Source organism: Alcaligenes sp. WGS1538 (assembly GCF_043187505.1).
In the GTDB taxonomy this organism is placed as follows: Bacteria; Pseudomonadota; Gammaproteobacteria; order Burkholderiales; family Burkholderiaceae_B; genus Alcaligenes.
On sequence record NZ_CP171109.1, the window covers coordinates 1,828,062 to 1,848,573 of the forward strand.

Genomic DNA, 20,512 nt, shown 5'->3' on the forward strand with positions numbered 1-20,512 from the left:
CCTGGGATGCATTCGTTGCCCAAGCGTTTCGCATCCCAGTTGCAGCTTCTGGTATTTGGGCCTGACTGTTTCAAGGAACGCTAGCATGCAGATTCAACCACCTGCCAAAATAGACACTCTGGTCCCGCGGCGGCAGAGCATGAATAACGGGTCACCGGGCGCCATTGGCGAATTGCGGTTCAACTCAGGGCAGGGCTGCGCGCCGCGCGGCGCCTCCCCCGATGACTTCCTGGGCCTGGGCGGCTTGCTCTTCAGTCTGATCTATTGGGTTGAGTCTGAGCCCGAACAAGGGCGGGCCGGGCATACCGAAGTGGAACAGATGCGTGAGATGCGCGGGCAGATGGACAGTCTACTGGGCAACCTGATGACGCCCACAGATGACGCCCCGGCCCAGTCGAGAATAGCGCAGGGCCTGAAGTGCTTGGCCAGGCGTTCGCGGGGCGACCTGTCCAATCTGCCTGGAGGGTGGGAGGCGTTGTCCGCGCGCCTGGGAGAAATGGAATTTGCCGAACTCGACGTTCTGCGCGACGGAGTGCTAGGCCAGGCGGCCGCCCGCAACGCAGTGCTGGAACAGATTCCGCCTGACTTGCGCGCATGGGCGCAGGGCGTGCTGGAGCAGATGATATCGGCCCTGAACCCCCGCTGGGCGCAGGAGGCCGTGTCGGTGTCCTTGTCGCAGATCGCCGCCGCGCTGTCCGCGTCGCCTGTCGACGGGCGGAAGCTGGAGGCGCCCATGAGCGCCCTGCATGCCGGCCTGGCCATGCTGGAAGCCGAGCTGCCGCAGGACGGCTTGCCTTTCGTGTCCATGCTGGACATCTATCTCCAATCCTTGCCCGTTGAGCGTTCCGATGCGTTGTTGACCGGATTGCGACCCGATAAGCTGGCAGGCGGACGGCGGATCCTGTCAAAGATCAGCGATGTGTCGGAGCGGCAGCAAGCTCTTGCCGTGCTGGAGAGCCTGGGCGCCTTGTTGGGTCGCAAGGTTCACGCGCAGGCCAAGCCTGCCCTGCTTAAATTGGAAGGCAGGCTGGCTCGCGCGGTACAGGCCGAGGATAAGCTCGCCGCCTCCCATGCCTTGCATAAATTATGCAAGCTGGTGGACACATGCCGGCAGGACTGCGGGCCTCTGGCGCCAGAGATGGTCGAGGAAGTGCGCCGGCTGGTCGCGCGCGGCTTGGACCTGATTCGGGATCCGCAAGGCAACCCGCACGGCCCCTTGAATGGCGCCTCCCTGAGCAAGGTGGATGATTTCACCCTCAAGCATTTGCGCGAGGCTTCGAGTTCGTTGCGTCCCATGGGTTTGGAACTGGATCGCGCAGCGGCCGATTCCATCGGTCTGCAGCGGGTTGAAGCGCTCAGCCGGCGGACGCTCCAGGGCATCATGGATGTATTCAGGCTGCTGTCTCAGGACTCGGTCGATGTGGTGGAGTTGGTGCAGCGCTTGAGAGGGCTGTCCGGCGTGGCATTGCAACGCATTCAGCAATTGGCGGATCTGGGGCAGTTCGTCGGCGGGTTAAGCGCGGATGCGCGCCTGACGATGGCCCAGGAACTGTCCGAACGGGTGATGAGCCAACTGTTGCGGGGCGGGCAGGCTGCCATTGTGCACGACGCGATGCGGCATATGGACCTGCTTGAAAGCCTGCAGAAAGAATTCTGCGCCGTCATGATAGAGCTGGGCACCCATGTCAATGAACAGGACTACGAGCATGGCGCACTGGACATCAGCAAGCAGGTCAGTACGACCTACCATCTGCTGAGCGGCATGGTGGGAGCGCTGTACGACAAGATACTGGACCTGACAGGGACGGATCTCATCTATTCGGCGGCGCCCTTGCCCAAGGACTTTTATTGGGCTTTGAGGGAGCAGTATGGGGTGAACTACGACGCGTCGAAGAACGCGGCGACCGTCCTGTTGACGGATGGGCGGCGCAGCCATGCCGCCCATAGTGCGCGGTTGACTTCGCCCGCGCATGGGTATCGTATCCAGACACTTGATTCCTTCCTGGAGGAGGCAGAGGAGGTTTCTTTTGCTGATCCGCTCCGGGTGGAGGATTTGATCCGGCATGACATGCGTCTGTCCGTACGCGGAACGGGGGCGGACAGTCTGCCCACGCGATTCATATGGCCTGATCAGGTGGCGGCTGAGGACCTTCCGCGCGTCGCCGAAGAAGCGATAGAGGCACTGGCAAGGGTGGCAGGCCCGGTGGCGGCAGCCTTGGCGGATTGGATGAATTATGAACATATCGCCACTTGCTTGCTGAACAGGGAGTGGGCGTTGAACGTGGAGCCGCCATTCAGGCTGGAAGACGATACGGCCGTGCATCCCGAGGGGGAGGGGGCGCTGGAGGTCGATGTGGCGCGCAATGAGGATGGCAGCTTCACCATCGCGACGACATTCAGGTTCACCGCTATCCGGGACGCGACGGGCCTTCGTCCGGACGGCGCGGCCGTCACCCTGTGCATGAATCCGGAAACTAGCTGGGCTGAGGTTCACTACTGCATGCAAGCGGCGCCGGATGCGTCGAGGGTCGAGCTAGCGGGCCTGCCGCAATTCCGCTACCACTTCGACGTCCTGGAAATCATGGAGTAGCGAGATAATCTCAGGCTCTGGCTGTTTCTTTGTGGGTAATCACCATGAACATTCGATCTCCAAGCCGGACGGACACTCAGGGCGGGCAGCAGCGTGCCCGGGTGTCGGGTTCGGCAGGCGCCGTGGGCAATCTGCCGTTCATTACGGACCAGGGGGGCGCGGCGCGCGGCGGTTCCGGCGGCTTGACGAGAACAGAAGGCATGGCGGCCAGTCCGGGTTTTATCGTCAGTCCCCAGTCCCCGCAGGCTCGCGCGCATCGCGAGACCTGGGCTCAGGCCCGCGAGAGCATCTATCGGGCCGGCATTCTGCTGTACAGTCTGGCGTCTCCGGCGGATCCCGATCAGCGTCTGTTTCAGGAGGCGCTGGCCTTGGTCAATAATGGCTCGGAGATCCAGGCCTTCGCCATGCTGGATCGTTTGCGCGTCTCGCTGGGCCGCGAGATCCACGCGCGGGCTCAGCCTGAGCTGAGGGCTTTGCAAGAAAGGCTATCTCAGGCGGTGACTGTGCAGGACAGGCTTGCCGCCTCCAGGACCTTATCCGATCTGAACGCCTTGGTGGACAAGTATCTGCAAGCCTACGGCCCATTGCCCGGCGCCCTGGCCGAGGATGTGCGCAGAATCACCAGGAGCAGCCTGAACCTGTTCCGGGACGCCGAGAGCAATTCGAACGGACCGTTGAACGTGCCCTCGCTGCTTGGCTTGGATGATGCCACGTTCGTCAATCTGCGCCGGGCCTCGTGCCTGCACTGCCTGGGCCTGGACCTGGATCTCAAGGCAGCCGATGCCGTGGCTTACGGCCGGGTCGGAACACTCAGTTGGCAAGTCATCGAGTATGCGATGGACATGCTGCGGATGCTGGCCAAGGAGGCGATCGACGTGCCGGTGTTCATGCGGCTGCTGCGGGATCAGAGCGGCGTGGAACAGCAGCGCATCGAACAGTTGGCGGAGCTGGGGCAGTTTGCCGACGGCGTCCCGGAGCCGGAGCAGCGTCGGGCCATGGCGAAAAGAACGTGCCAACTGGCGACGGAAGAATTGGCTCGCAGCACTCATCAGGCCTTCACTGCGTACGATGCGACGCGGCACATGCCCCTGCTTGCCGATCTGGAGGGCCTGTTCGGAAGGGTCGCGTCCAGGCTGGAGGAAGTCATTGTCCAGGAGGACTATCGGGAAGGCGGCGCACGGATCATGGAGCAACTCGTCACGACGCGCTACCTGCTGAACGGCATGATCAGCGAAATGGATCGGCTATTGACGGATTTGCTGTCCGGAAGGGGGGCTTCCGGCGCCGATATCGACTTGTACGTGGACCTGATCAACCGGATGACTCCCAACCCGGCTGCCGCGGCCATTCTGGACGAGCCCAGCGAACCACTGCCGGATGTGCCGTACGAAGAGTTCGTCGATACATTGTTCGCCCGATATGCGGTGCTGGAGAGCCAGGCAAGCCTGGATCCGATCGCCAGAAGACGATCCGGCGCTTTCTACCGGGCCTTGCAGGAACAGTACGGAGTGGCCTATGACCCGGCGGAAGACAGCGTCGCCGTGCTCGTGGCGGACCCGATCCGAGCAAAGATGGCGCCGGCGCTGGAAAAGCTGCTCTCGAGCAGTTCCCGCGCCGCCCGGCGGCTCACCTTGCCTGTGGGCAGGGCGGATAAACGGTTTCTGGTGGGCGAAGCCTTCTATGAGGACGGGTTTCGACGCGACAGCATCTTCTTGTCGGTCCGGGGAGCCGAGGAAGGCGGCCGCCCTGTGCGTTTCACATGGCCTAGCCACATGTCGGGCCAGAGCCGCGCCGGCCTCATGGGCAACGCGCTGGATGCCTTGACCCGGGTGGCGCGCTCGGCGGCCGAGCCGCTGACGTGCTTGATGAATATTGCGGCAATATCGCGCCTGGTGGCGGAGGGCTTGCGGGAAATGGGCCGGGACTCGCCTTTCAAGCTGGATGACGGTACCGTCGTCCATCCAGAAGGCCTGGGCGCATTGATACTTGACGTGGTGCGCAATGAAGACGGCAGTTTTCGTCTTGCGACCACGCTCAGAGTCTTCGGCATCCGCAATCTCAAGGGCGTTCGCCCCGACGGCACAAGCGTCCTCATCAACACCAATCCGCAAACATTCAGTTGGGCCGAAGTGCATTTCACATTGCATGTATCGCCGGATGTCCAGCGGATCAACGTCGTCGGGGCGCCGCAGTTCCGGCATTACTTTGATCCCGCAGCTCGCTGAAAAAACAGCCAAGAGTGTCTCGAGCGGCTACCGCGGCGTCACGACCTTGCGGTCTTGACGCCCTGTAGGAAACCGCTCCAGGCGCCTTGGAGCATGGAGGGCCGATGCCCGGTCGCGCCGGTCTCGAGGATACGGGAACGCGAGCGGACCATCGGTTACTGAAGCGGTGAGAACGCACGCCTTTATGGCGAGGGGAGTACCACAGCGACGGGAACCAGGTTCCTGATTCAAGCTTGAGCGTGCAAGCTTGATTTTTTTTCTAGGAAGTTCATCATGACTATTCAGTCTTTCAGCCAGGCGGGTGTGCAGGTATCGCACCAGGATCAGAAACCGGCGCCCGGCTCTTTGGGGAGCACCGGCAATCTGCGCTTCAAGCCAAAGCAGGGCGGCACCCCGCGTATCAGCCGCTTCGGCGTGCTGCGGGCGCGCATAGAAAACTTGTTGGCCAGGCTGAAAATCGCCGTCAGCTGGGTGTCGAAGGAAATCCGGGCGCAGCGCAAGGCCGTGATCCAGTCCCGCGCCAATAGCCTGCGTATCGCCAGTCTGCTGGGTGCGCTGACGGCGCAGGCGAACGATAGCAAGGCTCAACGGGGGATCGCCCGCGAACTTGTGCAGATCTGCAAGCGGATCGGCAAGGATAAACACGCCGCAGGAGAAGGCTTGAGCGTTCTGCTTGGAAGGGGGGGGAAGGCCCTGTCTGCGCATTTGAGCGCATTGAATGATGTGGATCTGCATGCTTTGCGTCTCGGCGTCCTGGGGCAGCCGGGCATACGCGAAAAGGTGCTGGCGCAGGTGGAGTCCTTTGGAAAACAAGGGGAGTTTAAGGATCAAGCAGAAGCCATCCTGAGTGAGATCAAGGGGATCGTTGATCAGCAGCTCGCCGTAAATGTCGTGCACGGGCCTCTGGCGGAGCTTGACCGGGCGCTGTCGCCCGTGTCGGTGGACGGGACGACCCAGCCCGTGGATGGGCAGGAGCTGGCGGATAAGTTGATTAAACTTTCCGGCGCCCTGGCGATGGTGGACGCCTCGAATAAGTTGTTCAGGCTCTCCAGCAACGAGGGCGTCATGGAAAAGTGCGAGACGCCGGAGCAGAATCCGCAGGGTCAGAGCATGCTGGAAGTCTATCTCGGCTCTTTGTCCCGGGATCGTGCGCTGGAGCTGTTTGCTGCGTTTCGCGCGGACAAGCTGGTGGAGGCGGATCAGGCGTTGTCGCAGGGTGTCGGTGAAACAGAGAAAAAACAGGCTCTTGCCATGTTGGAGAGCCTCCGTACGGCCTTGGGGCGCGAGATGCAGGCACGCGCGAACTGGGAAGAAATAGCGGCTCGCGTGGATTTGGCGCGAAGCGGGGACGACCGGAACCTGGCGATCCGGGTCTTGTGCGATACCGACGCGCTGCTGGCTGAAACCGAACAGGTCTACGGCTGGGTGCCCAAAGATATGAACGAGTACGCCCGCAATGTGATCGGTCATGCCCAGGAGGTGCTTCGGGATGTCAAGAATAATCCGAATGGGCCGCTGAATGAAGCCTCCCTGCGCAGGCTCGATCCCGCTTCCCTGGAGAAGCTTCGCCAAGCCGCTCGCTTGCACGACCTGGGCCTGCAGCTCGATGCGTCGGCCGATGCGGCCCAGAGGCGAGTCCTGGCGCTGGGCTGGCAGACCGTCCAGGGCATGAACGATGTGTTTCAGGCGATGACCGGCGATTCCGTCGATGTGAGGGCACTGGTTCTGAAATTGCGGGAACTGTCTCGCGTGGAAGCGCTGCGCATCCAGGAACTGAACGCCTTGGGTCTGAATGGTCCGGGAATGGAAAAGCTTGGAGACCTCGCCGAGCAGGCAGTGGACGAGCTGCGTCGCGCCGCCACGCCCGAACAGTGGAGAGCAATGCAATCGAACATGCTTGAGCTGAAGCTGCAGGAAGAGGAGTTTGCTCGTGTCGAGCAGGCTCTGGGCGAGGTCGTGGAATACGCTCGTGTCGAGCAGCCTTTGGATAAGTCCGTTTCTGTGGATGACTATAAAGTGGGCGGCCAGCAGATCATGGCGCAGATCGGCACGACGCGCCGGCTCTTAAGCAGCATGTCCGGCGCGCTGGAAGAGGCATTCAGGCCGCAGCGCATGGGCGGCCTGTCGTCCAGGCCAAGACCCCTGGCCGTCAGCGCCCTGCCCGATGCCTTCTATCAAGCACTGCAGACGCAATACGAAGTGGCTTATGACCCGCGGGAAGACAAGGCTGCCGTGCTGTTGACGGATTCGGTTCGCGCTCTGATGGTGCCGAAGCTAATAAAGGCACCTAAACCAACATCACATATTCCCGAACTCGTCACGCTGCCTGTAGGGGGGACTCAAAAAACGTATGCGGTGGTTAAACAATTCATTATGGATACGCTTGAGCGGCCCTGCGCTACTTTTTCCGTCCGAGGGGTGGGGACAAATGGTCAATTGTTGAGCTTTACCTGGTCGAACTACGCAGGGATGGATGAAGAGGCTCGCAAGCGTCTTCTGGGGGAGGCAATGGACGTGTTGGATCAGGTAGCGGGTCCGGCCCTTGAGGCGCTGTCGCGTATGTTGAACCAGCAGCTCTACGCTGGTGTTTTGAAAGTACTGCCGGCGATGGGACTGGACGGGCCGTTCAGGCTGGAGGATGGAACTGCCTGCGTTGGGCTTTCTGGCGGTCAGGACTTGCATTTTGAATTGGTGCGAGACGAGGACGGCGGTTTTACCATTGCGTTCAAGGCCAGAACTTCTCCAGTTAGTGTAAGTCGGACGGTGAACGCAGATGGCGTCGAAGGGCATGCTTTATTCAATAAAGAAGTCAGTTGGGCCGAGGTCGAGTTCACCTTGAAGGCATCACCGGATGGGCTGCGGTTCGATATGGTGGGTCTGCCGCAGTTCCGCCATCATCTGGAGGTTGTGGGATTCGTAGAATAAGAGCCTGCAAGCCTGACCTGCTTCAGTCATGAACCCTTCCCCGGCACTTGGGCTTGTGCCTCGGTGTCGGGGAGAGGGCTGTCCTGGCCGCGTGTTCCCAAGCGTGCGGACGAGGGAACGTTATTCATCCGCCGGTTACTCATATCTTGACCACGCGCTTTCGCGCCGGTTTCGCCGTTGTCGGCGGAGCCGGGCGGGGCTGCTTGGATGCGGCGCAGCAGGCGCCGGTGTAGTGTGACGCGAAAGCTCGGGCGCTCAGGCCGGGGCTTGACGCGACGGCGATAGCGCTATTTATGGAGAGGGGGACGACCCATGGATGTTAACAGCTTGATTTCTCTGTTCGGGCAGGAAACGGGTACGCCGTTGGCTTTGAGCGAGGCGGGAACGTTGTCGCTGGTCTTCGAGAGCGGTCCTACGGTGCAGTTGGAGCATGATCCGATGATCGACGCCCTGCAATGCTATGTGGTGCTGGGCCAGTCGCCCACGGATCCGGCCCAGCGTCAGAAAGTGTACCGCCGCATGCTGGCGGCCAATGTGTTCGGTCATGATACCTTGGGCGCCACTCTTGGCCTGGACGAGGTCACGGGAGAGCTGATTCTGTCGCGCTGCCTGGAACTGTCTTATGCCGATACGGCGCAGTTGCGCTCCGTGCTCGAGTCCATGGTGCCCGTAGCCCTGGATTGGCAGCGGCGTCTGGCCGGTTCCGACATCGACGGCGATTCGGATGCCTTGATGGCGACCCCGACCGGCCTGCCTGATCCGGGATTCGGCATGCGAGCCTGATTTTTTTCGACGCTGTCTGTCGAAATAGGGTTTCGCGTCGGCAGCCAGGGCATCGGGCCGGAATTCGAACCGCCCCTTGAGCATGGACATGGCTTCATGCTCAAGGGGCTTTTTTCGTGGGCGGCCCCTTGGCGTCCCGAGATTCCGGACCAGGGAACGGCCGCCCCCGGCAGGTTACAGAGTTCTGGCGTGAGGTGGCTTTTTTCGAGGAAGATCATCATGAATTTTCGCCCTCTCGGCCAGATGGAATCCAGGAGCATGCCCGGAAGGGCCTCGGCATCGGGTTCTTCAGGAGCCGGCGACGCTTCGCGGTTCAGCATACAGCAGGGGAGAGCGGTCCGCGCCGGCCTTCCAGGCGTATGGTCCGGTATCCGCCGCATGGCGGGAGCCAGCGTGGAGATGTCCGCCGGCCGCGTATCTCCGCCCGCCAGGGGGCGGCGTGAGGCCGCCAATCGGGGTCCGGACAGAAAAGAGCTCGTTCGCATAGTACTCGACCGGATGGCGCCGGCGGCTTTCGATGCAGAGGCTCGGTCCAGCGTCGTCCGGGCGCTGGTGAGGCTGGGAGAAGCGTCGCGGGGCGATCTGGATACGCTTCCCGGGGCGCGGGAGCTTCTGACCGATTACCTGGATCAAATGGCGTATCCGTACCTCGCTAGTCTGCGCGAAGGGTTGCTGGGGCATACGGCGGCCCGTCATGCGCTGATTGGGCGGATTCCGGACGGCTCACGCGCACAGGCCCTGGGCGTGCTGAATCAGCTGACGCAGGCTCTGGATGAGAAGCTGGCCCGGGAAACCGTGGGCGAGCCTCTCACGCAGCTGGCCAGAATGCTGTCGCGGATGGCCTGGGGGCTGACCGGCGCGCAGGCGCGCGGCTACGGGGAGGGGCTGCGCCTCCATTTGCTCAGCCTGTACAGGCGGCTGGGCGTGGGGGACGTGCACAGGGCCGGGGAACGCGCAAGCGCCGCCGGCATGTTGGACATCTATCTGGAATCGTTGGACAGCGAAGCGGCAAGGCGCTTGTTGTTCGAGTTGCGGCCCGAAAAACTGGACGCCGTCCGCGCCATCCTGCTGCATATGTTCGGGAACCCGGCGCCCCGGGTGGAATGCAGGCTTCCATGCTTCATCATGCTGACGCGTTTGCGCATGTCCCTGACACGCGCCGTTCAAGCACGGGCCCGGCCTGAACTGCTGGTGCTGCAACAGGAGCTCGGCCAAGCGAGGGGAGCGCAGAGCCGGCGCGCCGCGTCGCGGGTCCTGCGCGGCCTGCACGCCTTGTTGAACAGGACAAGACAGATACATGCGCCTTTGCCAGGGGAGCTGGCCGAAGAGGCGCGCAGGCTGGCCAATGACAGCGCGGACCTGCTGCGGGATGCCCGGAGCAACACGGCAGGCCCGCTGACCGCCAGCTCCCTCGAGGCCCTGGACGACCATACGCTCAATCACCTGTGTCAAATCTCGAGCTTGCTGGAACCTTTGAGATTGGAACTGGATCTCGAGGCGGTCAGGACCGTCGGCCTGCAGCGGGTCGAGGCGCTCAGCCTGCAGGTGGTGGAGGGCTTGAAAGCCGTAGTTCGCATGCTGATTTCGGAGCCGCTGGACCTGTCGCTGCTCTTGCGACGCTTTGCCGATCTGTCCGGCTTGGAACTGCGGCGTATCCGGCAACTGGAAGAATCAGGGCGGTTCGGGGCCGACGGTCCGGGTTCGGCGGATTTCCGGAGCCTGGCTCGAACGATGTGCAGGCGTGCGCTGGATGAGCTGGTTCATGAAGGTCATGCTCATCTGGTGGACGGCGCACTGCCTTACAGTCATCTGTTCCGGAAGGTCGCAAACCGGTACATCGCGACCGCGGCCGAACTGAATGCGGCGATCGCCCAGGGAGACTATGCGGAGGGCGGCCGTGCTGTCAGAAAGCATCTCTTGGCGAACTATCATCTTCTGGAAGGCATGAGCGATGTGATGTTCCTGCGGAATCTGGAACTGGCCCAGTCAGATCTTGCGGACTCGACCGGCGGACGGGACGCGCCCCTGGCTCCGTCTACGGAGCCGACCGTCGGCATGTTGCCGGCCATCTTTTATTCGATTTTAAGAGAGCAGTACGGGGTGGACTATGATCCGGGGAGGCAGACAGTTTCCCTGCTCGTGACGGATTCCCTGCGAGCGTCGATGATGCCTGCCCTGGAAGCGCGCCCGCTGGCTTCGGCCAGCCTCGCCGCGCCGGTCATGTTGCCGGTGGACGGAACGCAGACGGAGTTTTGGTTGAGCGAGGGTTTCCGTGATGGCCTTGAGCGCCGCAGCCTTTACTTGTCCGTGCGGGGGGCCTGGGCGGACGGGCAGCCCGTACGATATACCTGGCCGGCTCGACCATCACACGGCGAATACGTTCATGGCATGGGGAAGGCGCTGGATGTGCTGGGCAAGGTGGCCGGCGCGCAGGCCGGGGCGCTGATGCGGCTGATGCAGCACGAGCACATATACCGCGCCGTGACGCAAGGCTTGCGGCGAATGGGCATGGATTCGCCTTTCAAGCTGCCCGACGGTACGGTTGTTCAGGTGGAGGGCCGAGCCAGCTTTGGGTTCGATGTTGCACAAACCGAGGACGGCGATTTTCTCATCGCAGCGACAGTCAAGTATCACGACCTCGCCGTCGTTCCGGGAACGTCGCCAGACGGTACGGACGTGACCATCACCATGAATCCGTGGACCAGCTGGGCTGAGATTCAGTATGCCTTGCTTGTGTCGGCGGATGCGCGCGAGGTCAAGACAGCCGAACTGCCGCAATTCCGGCATCACTTCGACGACGCGCAGATCACTGTCGACAATGCGCTCAATTTACGCAGCCAGGCCGTCCATCCGCTGTCGATGTTCGATTAAGGCCGCGGAGCAGGCGCGCCGACCTCGCGGGCAGTGGAACGACGATTGCACGGCGGTTACTGACGCCTTGAAACGGCGACAGCGGCGCTTTTCTCCAGATGTGATGCAGAGCCGGAGTGCATGCCGCCAATGTAATTGGTATCGCGGTTTGGGCAGAGATAACTGATTTTTTTGGGGACGGCGTTCATGATCAGGCAAGCGGTGGGAGATTCTAACTTTTCATGTGCCTGGCGCAGGCAGGCCGACGCCAGCTCTATCCTGCCTTATGATCGGCCCGGGGAAGCCGAGGCCGGCATTGTTCTTGCGCATGGCTCGCAGGTGCGAAGGCTGGTGGTGGAACGCCAGGATCTGGAATGTCCCCCGCTGGGAGTCATCGGCAACCTGCATTTCAAGGCGGAGCAAGGTGGCACAGCGCGTGCCGGCTTCGTAGGTGCATTGTTGTCGGATATGCGGCGTTCATTGGCCGATCTGTCCACTGTGAAGATTTGGCTGACCGGAGGGTTGGACCACACGCGGTGCGTGAAATTGACGCAAGCTCGTGTCAACAGCCGTGATATCGGCAACTTGCTGGGCTGTCTGACGGCTCCCGCGAACGATAGCTTGGCCAATTTCAGGACAGCCCAAGAGCTGGTGCAACTGGTCGAGCGCTCTAAAGGTGATCTGGCGAATCTGACAGGCGGGCGGGAAGCCCTGACATTCTACCTGGATGAATTGACCGACTCGGATCTCATCGCCTTGCACAACGGGGCTTTGGGCTGCCCGGCCGCCCGCTCCGCCGTGCTTCAGGATGTGGCTGAAATTTCGCATCACGCCATGCATCGCGCTCCCGAGATGTTGAATCAGATCGCGAAGGCCCTCAGCCAGCGATTTGTCAAAAAAGTCGTGCAGGAGCCTTTCGGGCTGCTCGTGGGGTTATTATTCGCCATTTCGGAGCGTATGCGGAAACTGGATGCGCAGAAACTGGATGCGCGGGAACTGGATGCGCAGAAACTGGAGGAGCCGCTGATCAGACTAGCCCAAGGTCTGGAACAGTTCAAGGCCAGCCGGAAATTGACCGCTGTAAAAGCTGATGGCGACCCGTTGGACATTTATTTGCGTTTCATCCCTGAGGAGCAGTTGGAGATCTTGTTGACCTTACACAAGTCATCAAGATTGGCCGACATTCAGTATGCCCTGGAGCGTGACAAGAACGATCCGGAAAATCCGGCCTGCCTCATGCTGGGCCGTATCAACGACGCCTTGAAGCGCGAGTATGACTTTCGGGTTCAATCTGGATTGACAGGCAAGCTGGCTTCAGCGGAAACGTCCGCGAGCATGTTTTCGAAGTCGAAGGACTTGCACCTGCTGAACGCCAGAGTGGAGACGCGGATGCGGACGGACGGAGCGCTTGATGAAACGGCAGTTACGGCAGTGCGAAAATGGGTCGGCGCCCAAATGAATCAGCTCCGGGATGCGCTGAACAATCCGGAGGGCCCGCTGAACAGGGCTTCGCTGCAGGGCTTGAGCGACGCTGCTCTCTGGTACCTGCATAGCGCCTCGCATTTGCACCGTTTGGGATTGGAGCTGGACCGCCAGGCGCTCAACGAGGAGGGCCTGGCGCGGGTCCGGATGCATGTGAGTCAATTCGTCGAGCGCAAGGCCAAGGAGAAGGTCAGGCCGGAAGCGTTGCTGAATCGCCTGGAAGCTCCAAGGCTGGATGCCGCCCGCAAAGCCTTGAGGCTGATTAGCGAGGGGCCGGAGAGGACACAGGCCGTAGCCCTGCTGGCCCGTGCCCTGGCTTCATAGCGTGGAGGCGAAAGATGCTCTGGAACGGAACGTGTGCTGGCCAGCGGTTACTTACTGCCTGAGATCAAGGCTATTGCGCGTCTAAGACGGTGTGGATGCGATTGTGATGTGAATAGCCGGCGTTGCTGAGTTCCAGTGTTTGCATTCGGCCTGATTTTTTCGAGGATGGCTACCATGATCATCATTAAGCAAGCCGACAATAATCCTGTTCTGGCCTATCTCCCGCAGGAGCGGAAAGTGGTGGTGGAGCGCAAGGATTTGGGAGCCTGTCCTCTGGGGACGGTAGGCAACCTGCAGTTCAGGGCGGAGCAGGGCGGTACGCCGCGCGCCAGCCGGGTCGGCGTGATGTTGTCGGACGCGTGGCACGCATTGCTCAAGCTATCGAACGATCTGATGTACTGCTTTACCTTCAAGCAGGCGGATGGCCAGGAGGAACACATTGAATTCATGGCGGCTCGTAGCAGCAGTCGCCGCATCGGCAATTTGCTGGGCTGCCTGACCGCGCCGGCCGATGACGTCCGTGCCGATTTGAGAACCGCTCAAGAGCTGGCGGAGCTCGCCGAGATGTCGAGGGGCAATCTGGCCAATCTGACGGGCGGGCGCGAGTCCCTGGGTTTCTACCTTAACGAACTGTCCGATGCCGACCTCATTTCGCTGCACAATGGGGTGTTGGGCTGTCCGGCCGCTCGCGCTTCGGTGCTGAACGAGGTGGCTCAGATTTCGTTCTGGGCGCAAGACCGGGCTCCCCAGGTGTTGAATCAGATCGCGAAGGCCCTCAGCCGGCAATTTGCCAAAAAGGTCGTGCAGGAGCCCTTTACGCTGATCAGCGATCTGCTGTCCGCCAATCCGGTGGACCGCAAGAAATTGGAGGAGCCGCTGATCAGGCTGGCCAAAGGACTGCAACAGTTCCAGGACAGCCGGAAATTGACGGTGTTGGAAAGTGATGGCGACCCGCTGGACAGTTATCTGCGGCTTCTGCCCAAGAAGCAGTTGGAGGCGCTGCTGACCAAAAAGTCGATCTCGAACCTGGAGGAGGTGCAAAAGGAGCGTCCGCTGACCGAGGATGCTTCAAAGAATCCCGCCTTCATCATGTTGGACCGCATCACCACAAGGTTGAAGAGCGAGCGGGATGCGCGGGTCCAGCCTGAGCGGCAGCAAGAGCCGGCGCTTGCGGAGGAAAGTCTCGACATGGCCAAGGATCCACGGCAATCGAGGCTGCAAGATATGGAAACGGCTCTGTCGCCGGCCAAGGAGAGTTCCGGGAGCCCGGCCGTCGAGTTGAATGCATGGTTCCAGCCCGGCCAGGTGGAAGCGCCGGCGCCCGCGCCCGCGGAGAAAAGCCGCATCGCGATCAAAGTGCCGCGGCAACTCAGCGTCAAGATTGACCAGAAAAGACAGACCATCGAACCGCTGCTTGAAGAGATCGTCAGGAAATGGCGGATTCGAGTCGACGTCGACACGAAGCTGTTTCAGAACAGTCCGAATCAAGCAGAAGGCCCGCCCGCCAGTCCGCTGCCGATCAATCCCCTGAACAAGGCCGCCTTGAAGAGACTGGGCCAGGCCGCGTTCTTATTTTTGCAGAGCAATACGCACTTGAACCTTGTGATGGAGGGGGCGGAGCATCAGCCGCTTGATGCCGAGAGCCTCTCGCAAGCCCGGGAGTTTGCCGAGCGCATGGACGAGAGTGGCGCCAAAATGCAGCGCGTACTGGCCGTGATGGGCGTCGCGTAGGGCGGATGCAAGCTGCAGAGTGTATTGCCGTGATCAGCAATGGCTTCAAGGGGCGCCCGGCCGCGGCCGGGCTGGCCCATGACCGGATCAACCGCTCCGTCGACGAAAGCCTGTTGCTTGATCTGGATGTCCAATCAAGCAGGCGCTGAGGATTTGAACCATCTCCAGAGTGTGTCCGTTGCCTCATGCGTCGGAGGGCTTTCGCCTGAGCGAGCCGATGAGCCGCCGAATGTGCGGACAAGGGAACATCCTGCGCGTTTTGGTTACTCAAAAATTCCGGCGCCGGCGATCGCGTCCGCATGCCGCGTGAATGCAATGCGACGGAAGCTTCCAACGCTCTTGATCCGGCTTTCGTGATATGTAAATTGTTTTTTTGAGGAAGATTGCCTTGGCTATTGTCGCTCTTAGCCTCCCCCCCGGGATGAATGTACAGCCTGAACTGGAACGCCAGGACCTGGGCTTCTGCCCTCTGGGGACAGTTGGCAATCTGGCGTTCCAGCCGGAGCAGGGCGGCACGGCGCGCGCCAGTCGCGCCGGCGTGATGTTGTCGAACCTGCGGCGCTCGTTGGCCAATCTATTGAACGATCTGACAGCTTGCTTCAACGGCGCCCCGGGGCAAGCTCGGGCGTCGCGCAAGTACGTCGGCCAAGCTCATGCAGGCAGCCACTATATTGGCAATTTGCTGGGCAGGCTCACCGCCCCGGCGCATGCTCAAGAGGGTCGGGCCGCAACAGCCCGGGCGCTGGAGCAGTTGAGCGAACTATCGAAGGGCGATTTGAGCAAGCTGCGCGGCTGGCAATATTGCGTGGCCATCTATTTGGAAGAGTTGACAGCCGCAGACCTCAAGGCTCTGCATGGTGGGGTGCTAGGCGATCAGGACGCGCGCCAGGAAATGTTGAATCAGATTCCTTCTGAACAGGCGCGACGCCTGGCGGAACGGGTGTTGAGCGAGATTTCGGCGCACATGTGGCTGCGAGCGGCGCAGGAGACGCTGGGAGAGTTTGCCGATGGGCTCGCCGTTTCGGACCGGCCCGGGCAGATGACGTCGCTGATCAATTTCGGCAAGAGTCTGGATCGGGTCAACGCCGCCGGGAAAGACGGCACGGAGCTGGATGGCCGCGGTGACCTGGACTTCTGCCTGCAGTCCTTGCCCAAGCGTCAGTTGCACTACCTGCTGCTGAGCAAACTGCAACGCAAGCCGGGAGAGGGCGGTCTCGATGACATCCGGGCATTGGTTTCAGGTTGGTACGGCGATAACCCGGAACGGCAGTTGACTCTTGCTGCTCTGGATCGCTTGTGCGCGGCGTTGGAGAGATGGATGCATGCGTACAAGAGCGAGCGCGCCCAGCTAGTCAAAGGGTAGAAGAAAGCTCTTTAGTTGTGGTGTCCCCCGGCGTTGAAGCCACCCCCGGAACGTGGACTTGAGTCCCCCGTTCGGGGGGGCATGGTCGAGCCGGTGATGCCCTGAGCATACAGAAAACATAGCGTCCGGTATCGAACACTTTCCCAGACTTCCGCATGCGAGCGATTGCGCCGGCGCGGCGATGTGCTTGCACTGACGGCACGGGTCGTCCGGGTTGCGGGTCCTTGCTTCGATACGCGGGCTTTTTCGAGAGAGCCCAATATGAAAATTCAATCATTCAGTCAGACAGACACCATGGATGTGCGGCGGCAGGGCCCGCCGCCCGGTCCGAGAGCAAGTATCGGCGAGCGGACGTTCAAGGCAGAGCGGGGCGGCGCGGCACGTGTGAGCAGCCCGGGCGTGTTGTCGCGCCTGGGCAATCTTTTGCGCAATCTGAAATTCTGGTTCTGCCCTTCCTCCACGCCAGCACGGCCCCGGCACAAGAACATGATTGATGTTCCGGAATTCGCTCCCACGCTTGGCGGCTTGCTGGGCAGCCTGATGGCCCGCGCGAACGACAGCCAGGCCATGGCCAGAATCGCCAAGGAGTTGACGCAGTCTGAACAGCAGGCCGAAGCCGAGCTCCTGATCCTGTTGCGTCATTCTCGGGCGAAGTGGAAATCGATGAGCCGGGAGGAAGGCTTGGCGGGGTTGAAACAATGGTCGAAGCGTCCGGTCTTGAGGAGCGATGCGAAGGGGCAGAATGCAAAGCGGAGCGGCCAGGCCAAGGAGCAGCCAGGCCTTGACAGGAATTCGAAGCTGCGCAGGCCGCCGATCGAGGTCAAGTCTCTGACCAAGTCGCGGATCGAGGACGCCATGGCCCGCTCCGGGCGAGCTCAAGACTGGCTGTCGCCAGTGCCGGCGCTCGGTGCCGAAGACCTGGCTCGAATTGTTCAAGGACTGACGCAATTGAGCAGGCTTACGCAGGGAGACTTGGTTAGACTGCCGGCGCAGCGCGAACTTTTGACCACCCATCTTGACGCCATGGACTATTCCGACCTAAATACCCTGCGGCACGGGATACTGAGTCACTGGAGCGCCCGGGAAGAGGTGTTGGATCAAGTGGAGCCCGAACTCCGACTTCAGGCGCAGCGCGTGCTGAGCCAGATCGCGGCTGCTGTGAATCAGCGTCTGGCCAACGAAGTGGTGCAGAAGCCGTTGAACAAGATTGAAGAAATAATGTCTTCTTCCTCGGTGAATGGACAGGAGCTGCAGACGGAACTGATCAAGCTGCATACGAGCCTGGTCATGCTGGATTTCAACGGAGGCGGGAGCCGTCCGCCTGCCCCGTCCCTGCTGGATGTCTATCTCCAGTCCTTGCCCATCGACCAGGCACAGGGGTTGCTGCGCGTATTGGATTCAAAGAAGACGAATCTGGTCGAACACTCCCCGCCGCAGAATGAACAGATTCCGGTTAAGCCGCAATCCCTCCAGGAATTTCTCCTGGAGCAGCCGCAAGCTCGCGTCATGCTGGATCGTCTGCATGCATCCTTGAGAAGCGAGGTTCAAGCGCGGGCGCAGCCGGAATAAAGGCAATTGGATAGGGCACTGGCATCAGGCGGTGCTGGTGCGTGGGGGCCTGGCCGACTTCTCATCGCGCCGGGCTTTGGCGTTTTTCATGAACGAGTCGGTGGCGGCCGGACTTTCCCGACAAGGAACGGACGCTGTTCGCGGGTTACCCAAGCCTCGCGGGAGGTGATTTCTTGCAAGGAAGATCATCATGACTATCCAATCCCTCGGTCAGGTAGGCGCGCAGAACATACAGCGGCAGGACTTGGCGTCTGGTCCTCTGGGACGCGTGGGCAATCTTCAGTTCAGTCCAGAGCAGGGCGGCACGGCGCGCGCCGGCCGTGCCGGCGCCGCGTATGCAAGCGGTACATGGCGTAATCTGAGGCTTCGCCTCGGCCGCTCGACGCCGGAGGAGCGGCAACAGCGCGACTTCCTGAAGAATGTACATGCCGCCAGCGGGCGGGTCGGCGACATGCTGGGAAGGCTGACGGCGCCGGCGAACGATGCCAAAGGACTGATCGGAATCACTCGGGAACTCAAGCGTCTAGGAAAATGGGCGCAAGGAAATCTGGATAATCTGCCCGGAGGGCTGGAGGCGCTCTTCACCTACGCGGGGGAGTTGAAGCGTCCTGACCTCGATGCCTTGCGGGGCGGGGTGCTGGGCAATGCGCCAGCTCGCGGCATGGTGCTGAACCAGATTCCTTCCGCCCTGCGAAGCCAGGCGATCGCCGTACTCGCCCAGGTTGCGGAAGCCGTGAATCAACGCTGGGCCCAGGAGCTCATCCATGCGCCCTTGTCGCAAATTTGCGATCTGATGTGCGTCCTGTCTGTGAATGAGCGGGAGTTGGCGAGCCGTTTGATCGCTTTATCCATGGACCTGGCCGTGCCGGATGCCGAGGAACCGCCGAACGTACCCTTGCTGGGCCTCTATTTCCGCTCCTTGTCCCAGGATCAACTGGAGGAGCGTTCGTCCGTATTTCAAGGCGGAATATTGGACGCCGCTCAGCAGGCTCTGTGGCGGCTCGACAATGGTGAGGACAGGCAGCGCGCTTTCCGCATGCTGGAGTGTATTCGTACGCACTTGGGGAACGAAATCGACAAACGGGTTCAGCTTCCTCTTGGAAAACTCGGGCTCGCCTTGGTCCAGGCCAGGCATGCGGCAAATCAGCTTGCCGGATCCCAGGCCTTGCGTGATCTGGACGCCCTGGTGGCCGAGATCCGGCAGGCCTATGGATGGCTGCCCGAAAAGGTGGCCGCGACTGTGCGCGGGCTGGTCAACGACAACTTGATCCTGTACCGGGATCCCGCGTTCAATCCCGACGGCCCTTTGAATGCGGCTTCCCTGAGCAGGCTGGATGGCGCCACGGAGGCTAACTTGCGCAACGCATGGTGTCTGCGTTCGCTGGGATTGGAACTGGAAGAGCTTGTCGACGCCGGTTGGAGGCCGGGTTGAGCGTGAGCACCGCAAATTGTCCGTGAAACGGGATGCGGGCGCGCTTGAGCTCCATTTGCGGCGTTGAATTTGCGGATAAGGGAACGTCTGGCGTTTATCGGTTACTCAAACGTTGAGTTTCAGCCGAGGCACGTCTCTATGGTGCTGCTCAGGCATTCGCGACGTGAATCGTTCGGACGTTTCCTCAGGCTGCGGTATAAGGGCCTGATTTTTTTTTTGAGAAAGAGCCGCGTGCGTACCCAAGCATATACTCCCGCCCACCCGTCGGCATCCCAACCCGAGCTGGAGCGTAACGATCTGGAAATCAGTCCCCTCGGGGTCATTGGCAATCTGCGGTTCACTGCAAAGCAGGGCGGCACGGGGCGTATCAGTTGCATTCGCGCGAGCTTGTCGGGCATAGGACGGGCCTTGGTCCACCGCTTGTCCGACTTGAAAGACTACTTCATGTCGACGCCGGCTGAAAAGCGGGCGCTGCGCGAGTATCGGTACCAGGTACGCAATAACAGCCTTTTCATCGGCAATCTGTTGGGCCGTCTGACGGCGCCGGCGGGTGACTTCGAAGGGCGGGTCAGGACCGCTGAGGCATTGAAACAGCTCGTCAGGCAGCCGGACGGCAAGTCGATCGCGTTGAAGGGGCTGGACTATTGCGTGGCTATTTATGTGGATGAGTTGAAGGACTCGGACCTCGAGGCATTGCGCCAAGGGGTATTGGGCAATAAAGACGCGTGCATGGCGGTGGTGAACAAGATCAAACCTGCTGATGGGTATGAGCAGGCGTGCGAATTGATTAATTGCGTCTCGACGGCCCTGAATCGTCGACGGGCCAGAGAGATTGCGCGGGAGTCTCTGGGTGTCATCGCCGATCAGCTTCAGGTCCCCGACGTGGACAGGGGTGAGCTGAAAAAGGCGGTGCTCAGGCTGGCGAGAAGCATGAACAAGCTCGGGGCCGAGAGGCAGGCAAGTTCGAGGCCGAGCGCCGGCGGTGCATTGGACGGCTGCCTCCGGTCTTTGCCTGCCACGTCGTTGCAGCGGCTTCGGACTCAGTTGCGGTCGGGGCGGCTGGAAGAGGCCCAGCAGGTGATCCTGTCCAAGACCAGCAATTCCTCGGCAGCGCGGCAGATGCGGTTGACGCTGGATCAGCTTCGCGCGGCGCTGTGGCGCGTGATCCACTCAGGGCTTGAGGTGTAGGCCGGCGCCCCTGCTCCGATGGGAGCCGAGCTGGCCGACAAAGGAACGTC

At 61.3% G+C, this 20,512-nt stretch carries 11 protein-coding genes; all 11 read left to right on the forward strand.

The features are described from left to right. Positions 1-85 precede the first annotated feature (85 nt). Positions 86-2,590, forward strand: coding sequence for a hypothetical protein (locus ACF3ND_RS08570; RefSeq protein WP_394065653.1), 2,505 nt, complete (start codon positions 86-88; stop codon positions 2,588-2,590). A gap of 44 nt (positions 2,591-2,634) precedes the next feature. Next, a complete protein-coding gene (locus ACF3ND_RS08575) occupies positions 2,635-4,815 on the forward strand; it encodes a hypothetical protein (protein WP_394065654.1) in 2,181 nt (726 codons plus the stop codon). 273 nt (positions 4,816-5,088) lie between these two features. After that, positions 5,089-7,740 carry a hypothetical protein gene (locus tag ACF3ND_RS08580; RefSeq protein WP_394065655.1) on the forward strand — a complete coding sequence of 884 codons (2,652 nt, stop codon included), beginning with the start codon at positions 5,089-5,091 and terminating at the stop codon, positions 7,738-7,740. A gap of 312 nt (positions 7,741-8,052) precedes the next feature. Continuing rightward, complete coding sequence (locus ACF3ND_RS08585) at positions 8,053-8,523, forward strand: type III secretion system chaperone (RefSeq protein ID WP_394065656.1); 471 nt, start codon at positions 8,053-8,055, stop codon at positions 8,521-8,523. Positions 8,524-8,742: 219 nt separating this feature from the next. Next, positions 8,743-11,394, forward strand: coding sequence for a hypothetical protein (locus ACF3ND_RS08590; protein ID WP_394065657.1), 2,652 nt, complete (start codon positions 8,743-8,745; stop codon positions 11,392-11,394). A 186-nt stretch (positions 11,395-11,580) separates the two neighbouring features. After that, positions 11,581-13,179, forward strand: coding sequence for a hypothetical protein (locus tag ACF3ND_RS08595; RefSeq protein WP_394065658.1), 1,599 nt, complete (start codon positions 11,581-11,583; stop codon positions 13,177-13,179). A 174-nt stretch (positions 13,180-13,353) separates the two neighbouring features. Next, positions 13,354-14,910 carry a hypothetical protein gene (locus ACF3ND_RS08600; RefSeq protein WP_394065659.1) on the forward strand — a complete coding sequence of 519 codons (1,557 nt, stop codon included), beginning with the start codon at positions 13,354-13,356 and terminating at the stop codon, positions 14,908-14,910. A gap of 388 nt (positions 14,911-15,298) precedes the next feature. Further along, positions 15,299-16,273 carry a hypothetical protein gene (locus tag ACF3ND_RS08605; RefSeq protein ID WP_394065660.1) on the forward strand — a complete coding sequence of 325 codons (975 nt, stop codon included), beginning with the start codon at positions 15,299-15,301 and terminating at the stop codon, positions 16,271-16,273. A 261-nt stretch (positions 16,274-16,534) separates the two neighbouring features. Next, positions 16,535-17,842: a hypothetical protein gene (locus ACF3ND_RS08610; RefSeq protein ID WP_394065661.1), complete on the forward strand. Its 1,308-nt coding sequence runs from the start codon at positions 16,535-16,537 to the stop codon at positions 17,840-17,842. Positions 17,843-18,032: 190 nt separating this feature from the next. Further along, on the forward strand, positions 18,033-19,274 hold the full coding sequence (locus ACF3ND_RS08615; RefSeq protein ID WP_394065662.1) for a hypothetical protein: 1,242 nt from the start codon (positions 18,033-18,035) through the stop codon (positions 19,272-19,274). Between the two features lie 138 nt (positions 19,275-19,412). Beyond that, positions 19,413-20,462 carry a hypothetical protein gene (locus tag ACF3ND_RS08620; RefSeq protein WP_394065663.1) on the forward strand — a complete coding sequence of 350 codons (1,050 nt, stop codon included), beginning with the start codon at positions 19,413-19,415 and terminating at the stop codon, positions 20,460-20,462. The last annotated feature ends 50 nt before the right edge of the window (positions 20,463-20,512 follow it).

Excerpts from the sequence above, each read along its gene's own strand:
- ACF3ND_RS08570 (WP_394065653.1), top strand. The coding sequence starts at position 86 with ATGCAGATTCAACCACCTGCCAAAATAGACACTCTGGTCCCGCGGCGG.
- ACF3ND_RS08575 (WP_394065654.1), top strand. The coding sequence starts at position 2,635 with ATGAACATTCGATCTCCAAGCCGGACGGACACTCAGGGCGGGCAGCAG.
- ACF3ND_RS08580 (WP_394065655.1), top strand. The coding sequence starts at position 5,089 with ATGACTATTCAGTCTTTCAGCCAGGCGGGTGTGCAGGTATCGCACCAG.
- ACF3ND_RS08585 (WP_394065656.1), top strand. The coding sequence starts at position 8,053 with ATGGATGTTAACAGCTTGATTTCTCTGTTCGGGCAGGAAACGGGTACG.
- ACF3ND_RS08590 (WP_394065657.1), top strand. The coding sequence starts at position 8,743 with ATGAATTTTCGCCCTCTCGGCCAGATGGAATCCAGGAGCATGCCCGGA.
- ACF3ND_RS08595 (WP_394065658.1), top strand. The coding sequence starts at position 11,581 with ATGATCAGGCAAGCGGTGGGAGATTCTAACTTTTCATGTGCCTGGCGC.
- ACF3ND_RS08600 (WP_394065659.1), top strand. The coding sequence starts at position 13,354 with ATGATCATCATTAAGCAAGCCGACAATAATCCTGTTCTGGCCTATCTC.
- ACF3ND_RS08610 (WP_394065661.1), top strand. The coding sequence starts at position 16,535 with ATGAAAATTCAATCATTCAGTCAGACAGACACCATGGATGTGCGGCGG.
- ACF3ND_RS08615 (WP_394065662.1), top strand. The coding sequence starts at position 18,033 with ATGACTATCCAATCCCTCGGTCAGGTAGGCGCGCAGAACATACAGCGG.
- ACF3ND_RS08620 (WP_394065663.1), top strand. The coding sequence starts at position 19,413 with ATGGTGCTGCTCAGGCATTCGCGACGTGAATCGTTCGGACGTTTCCTC.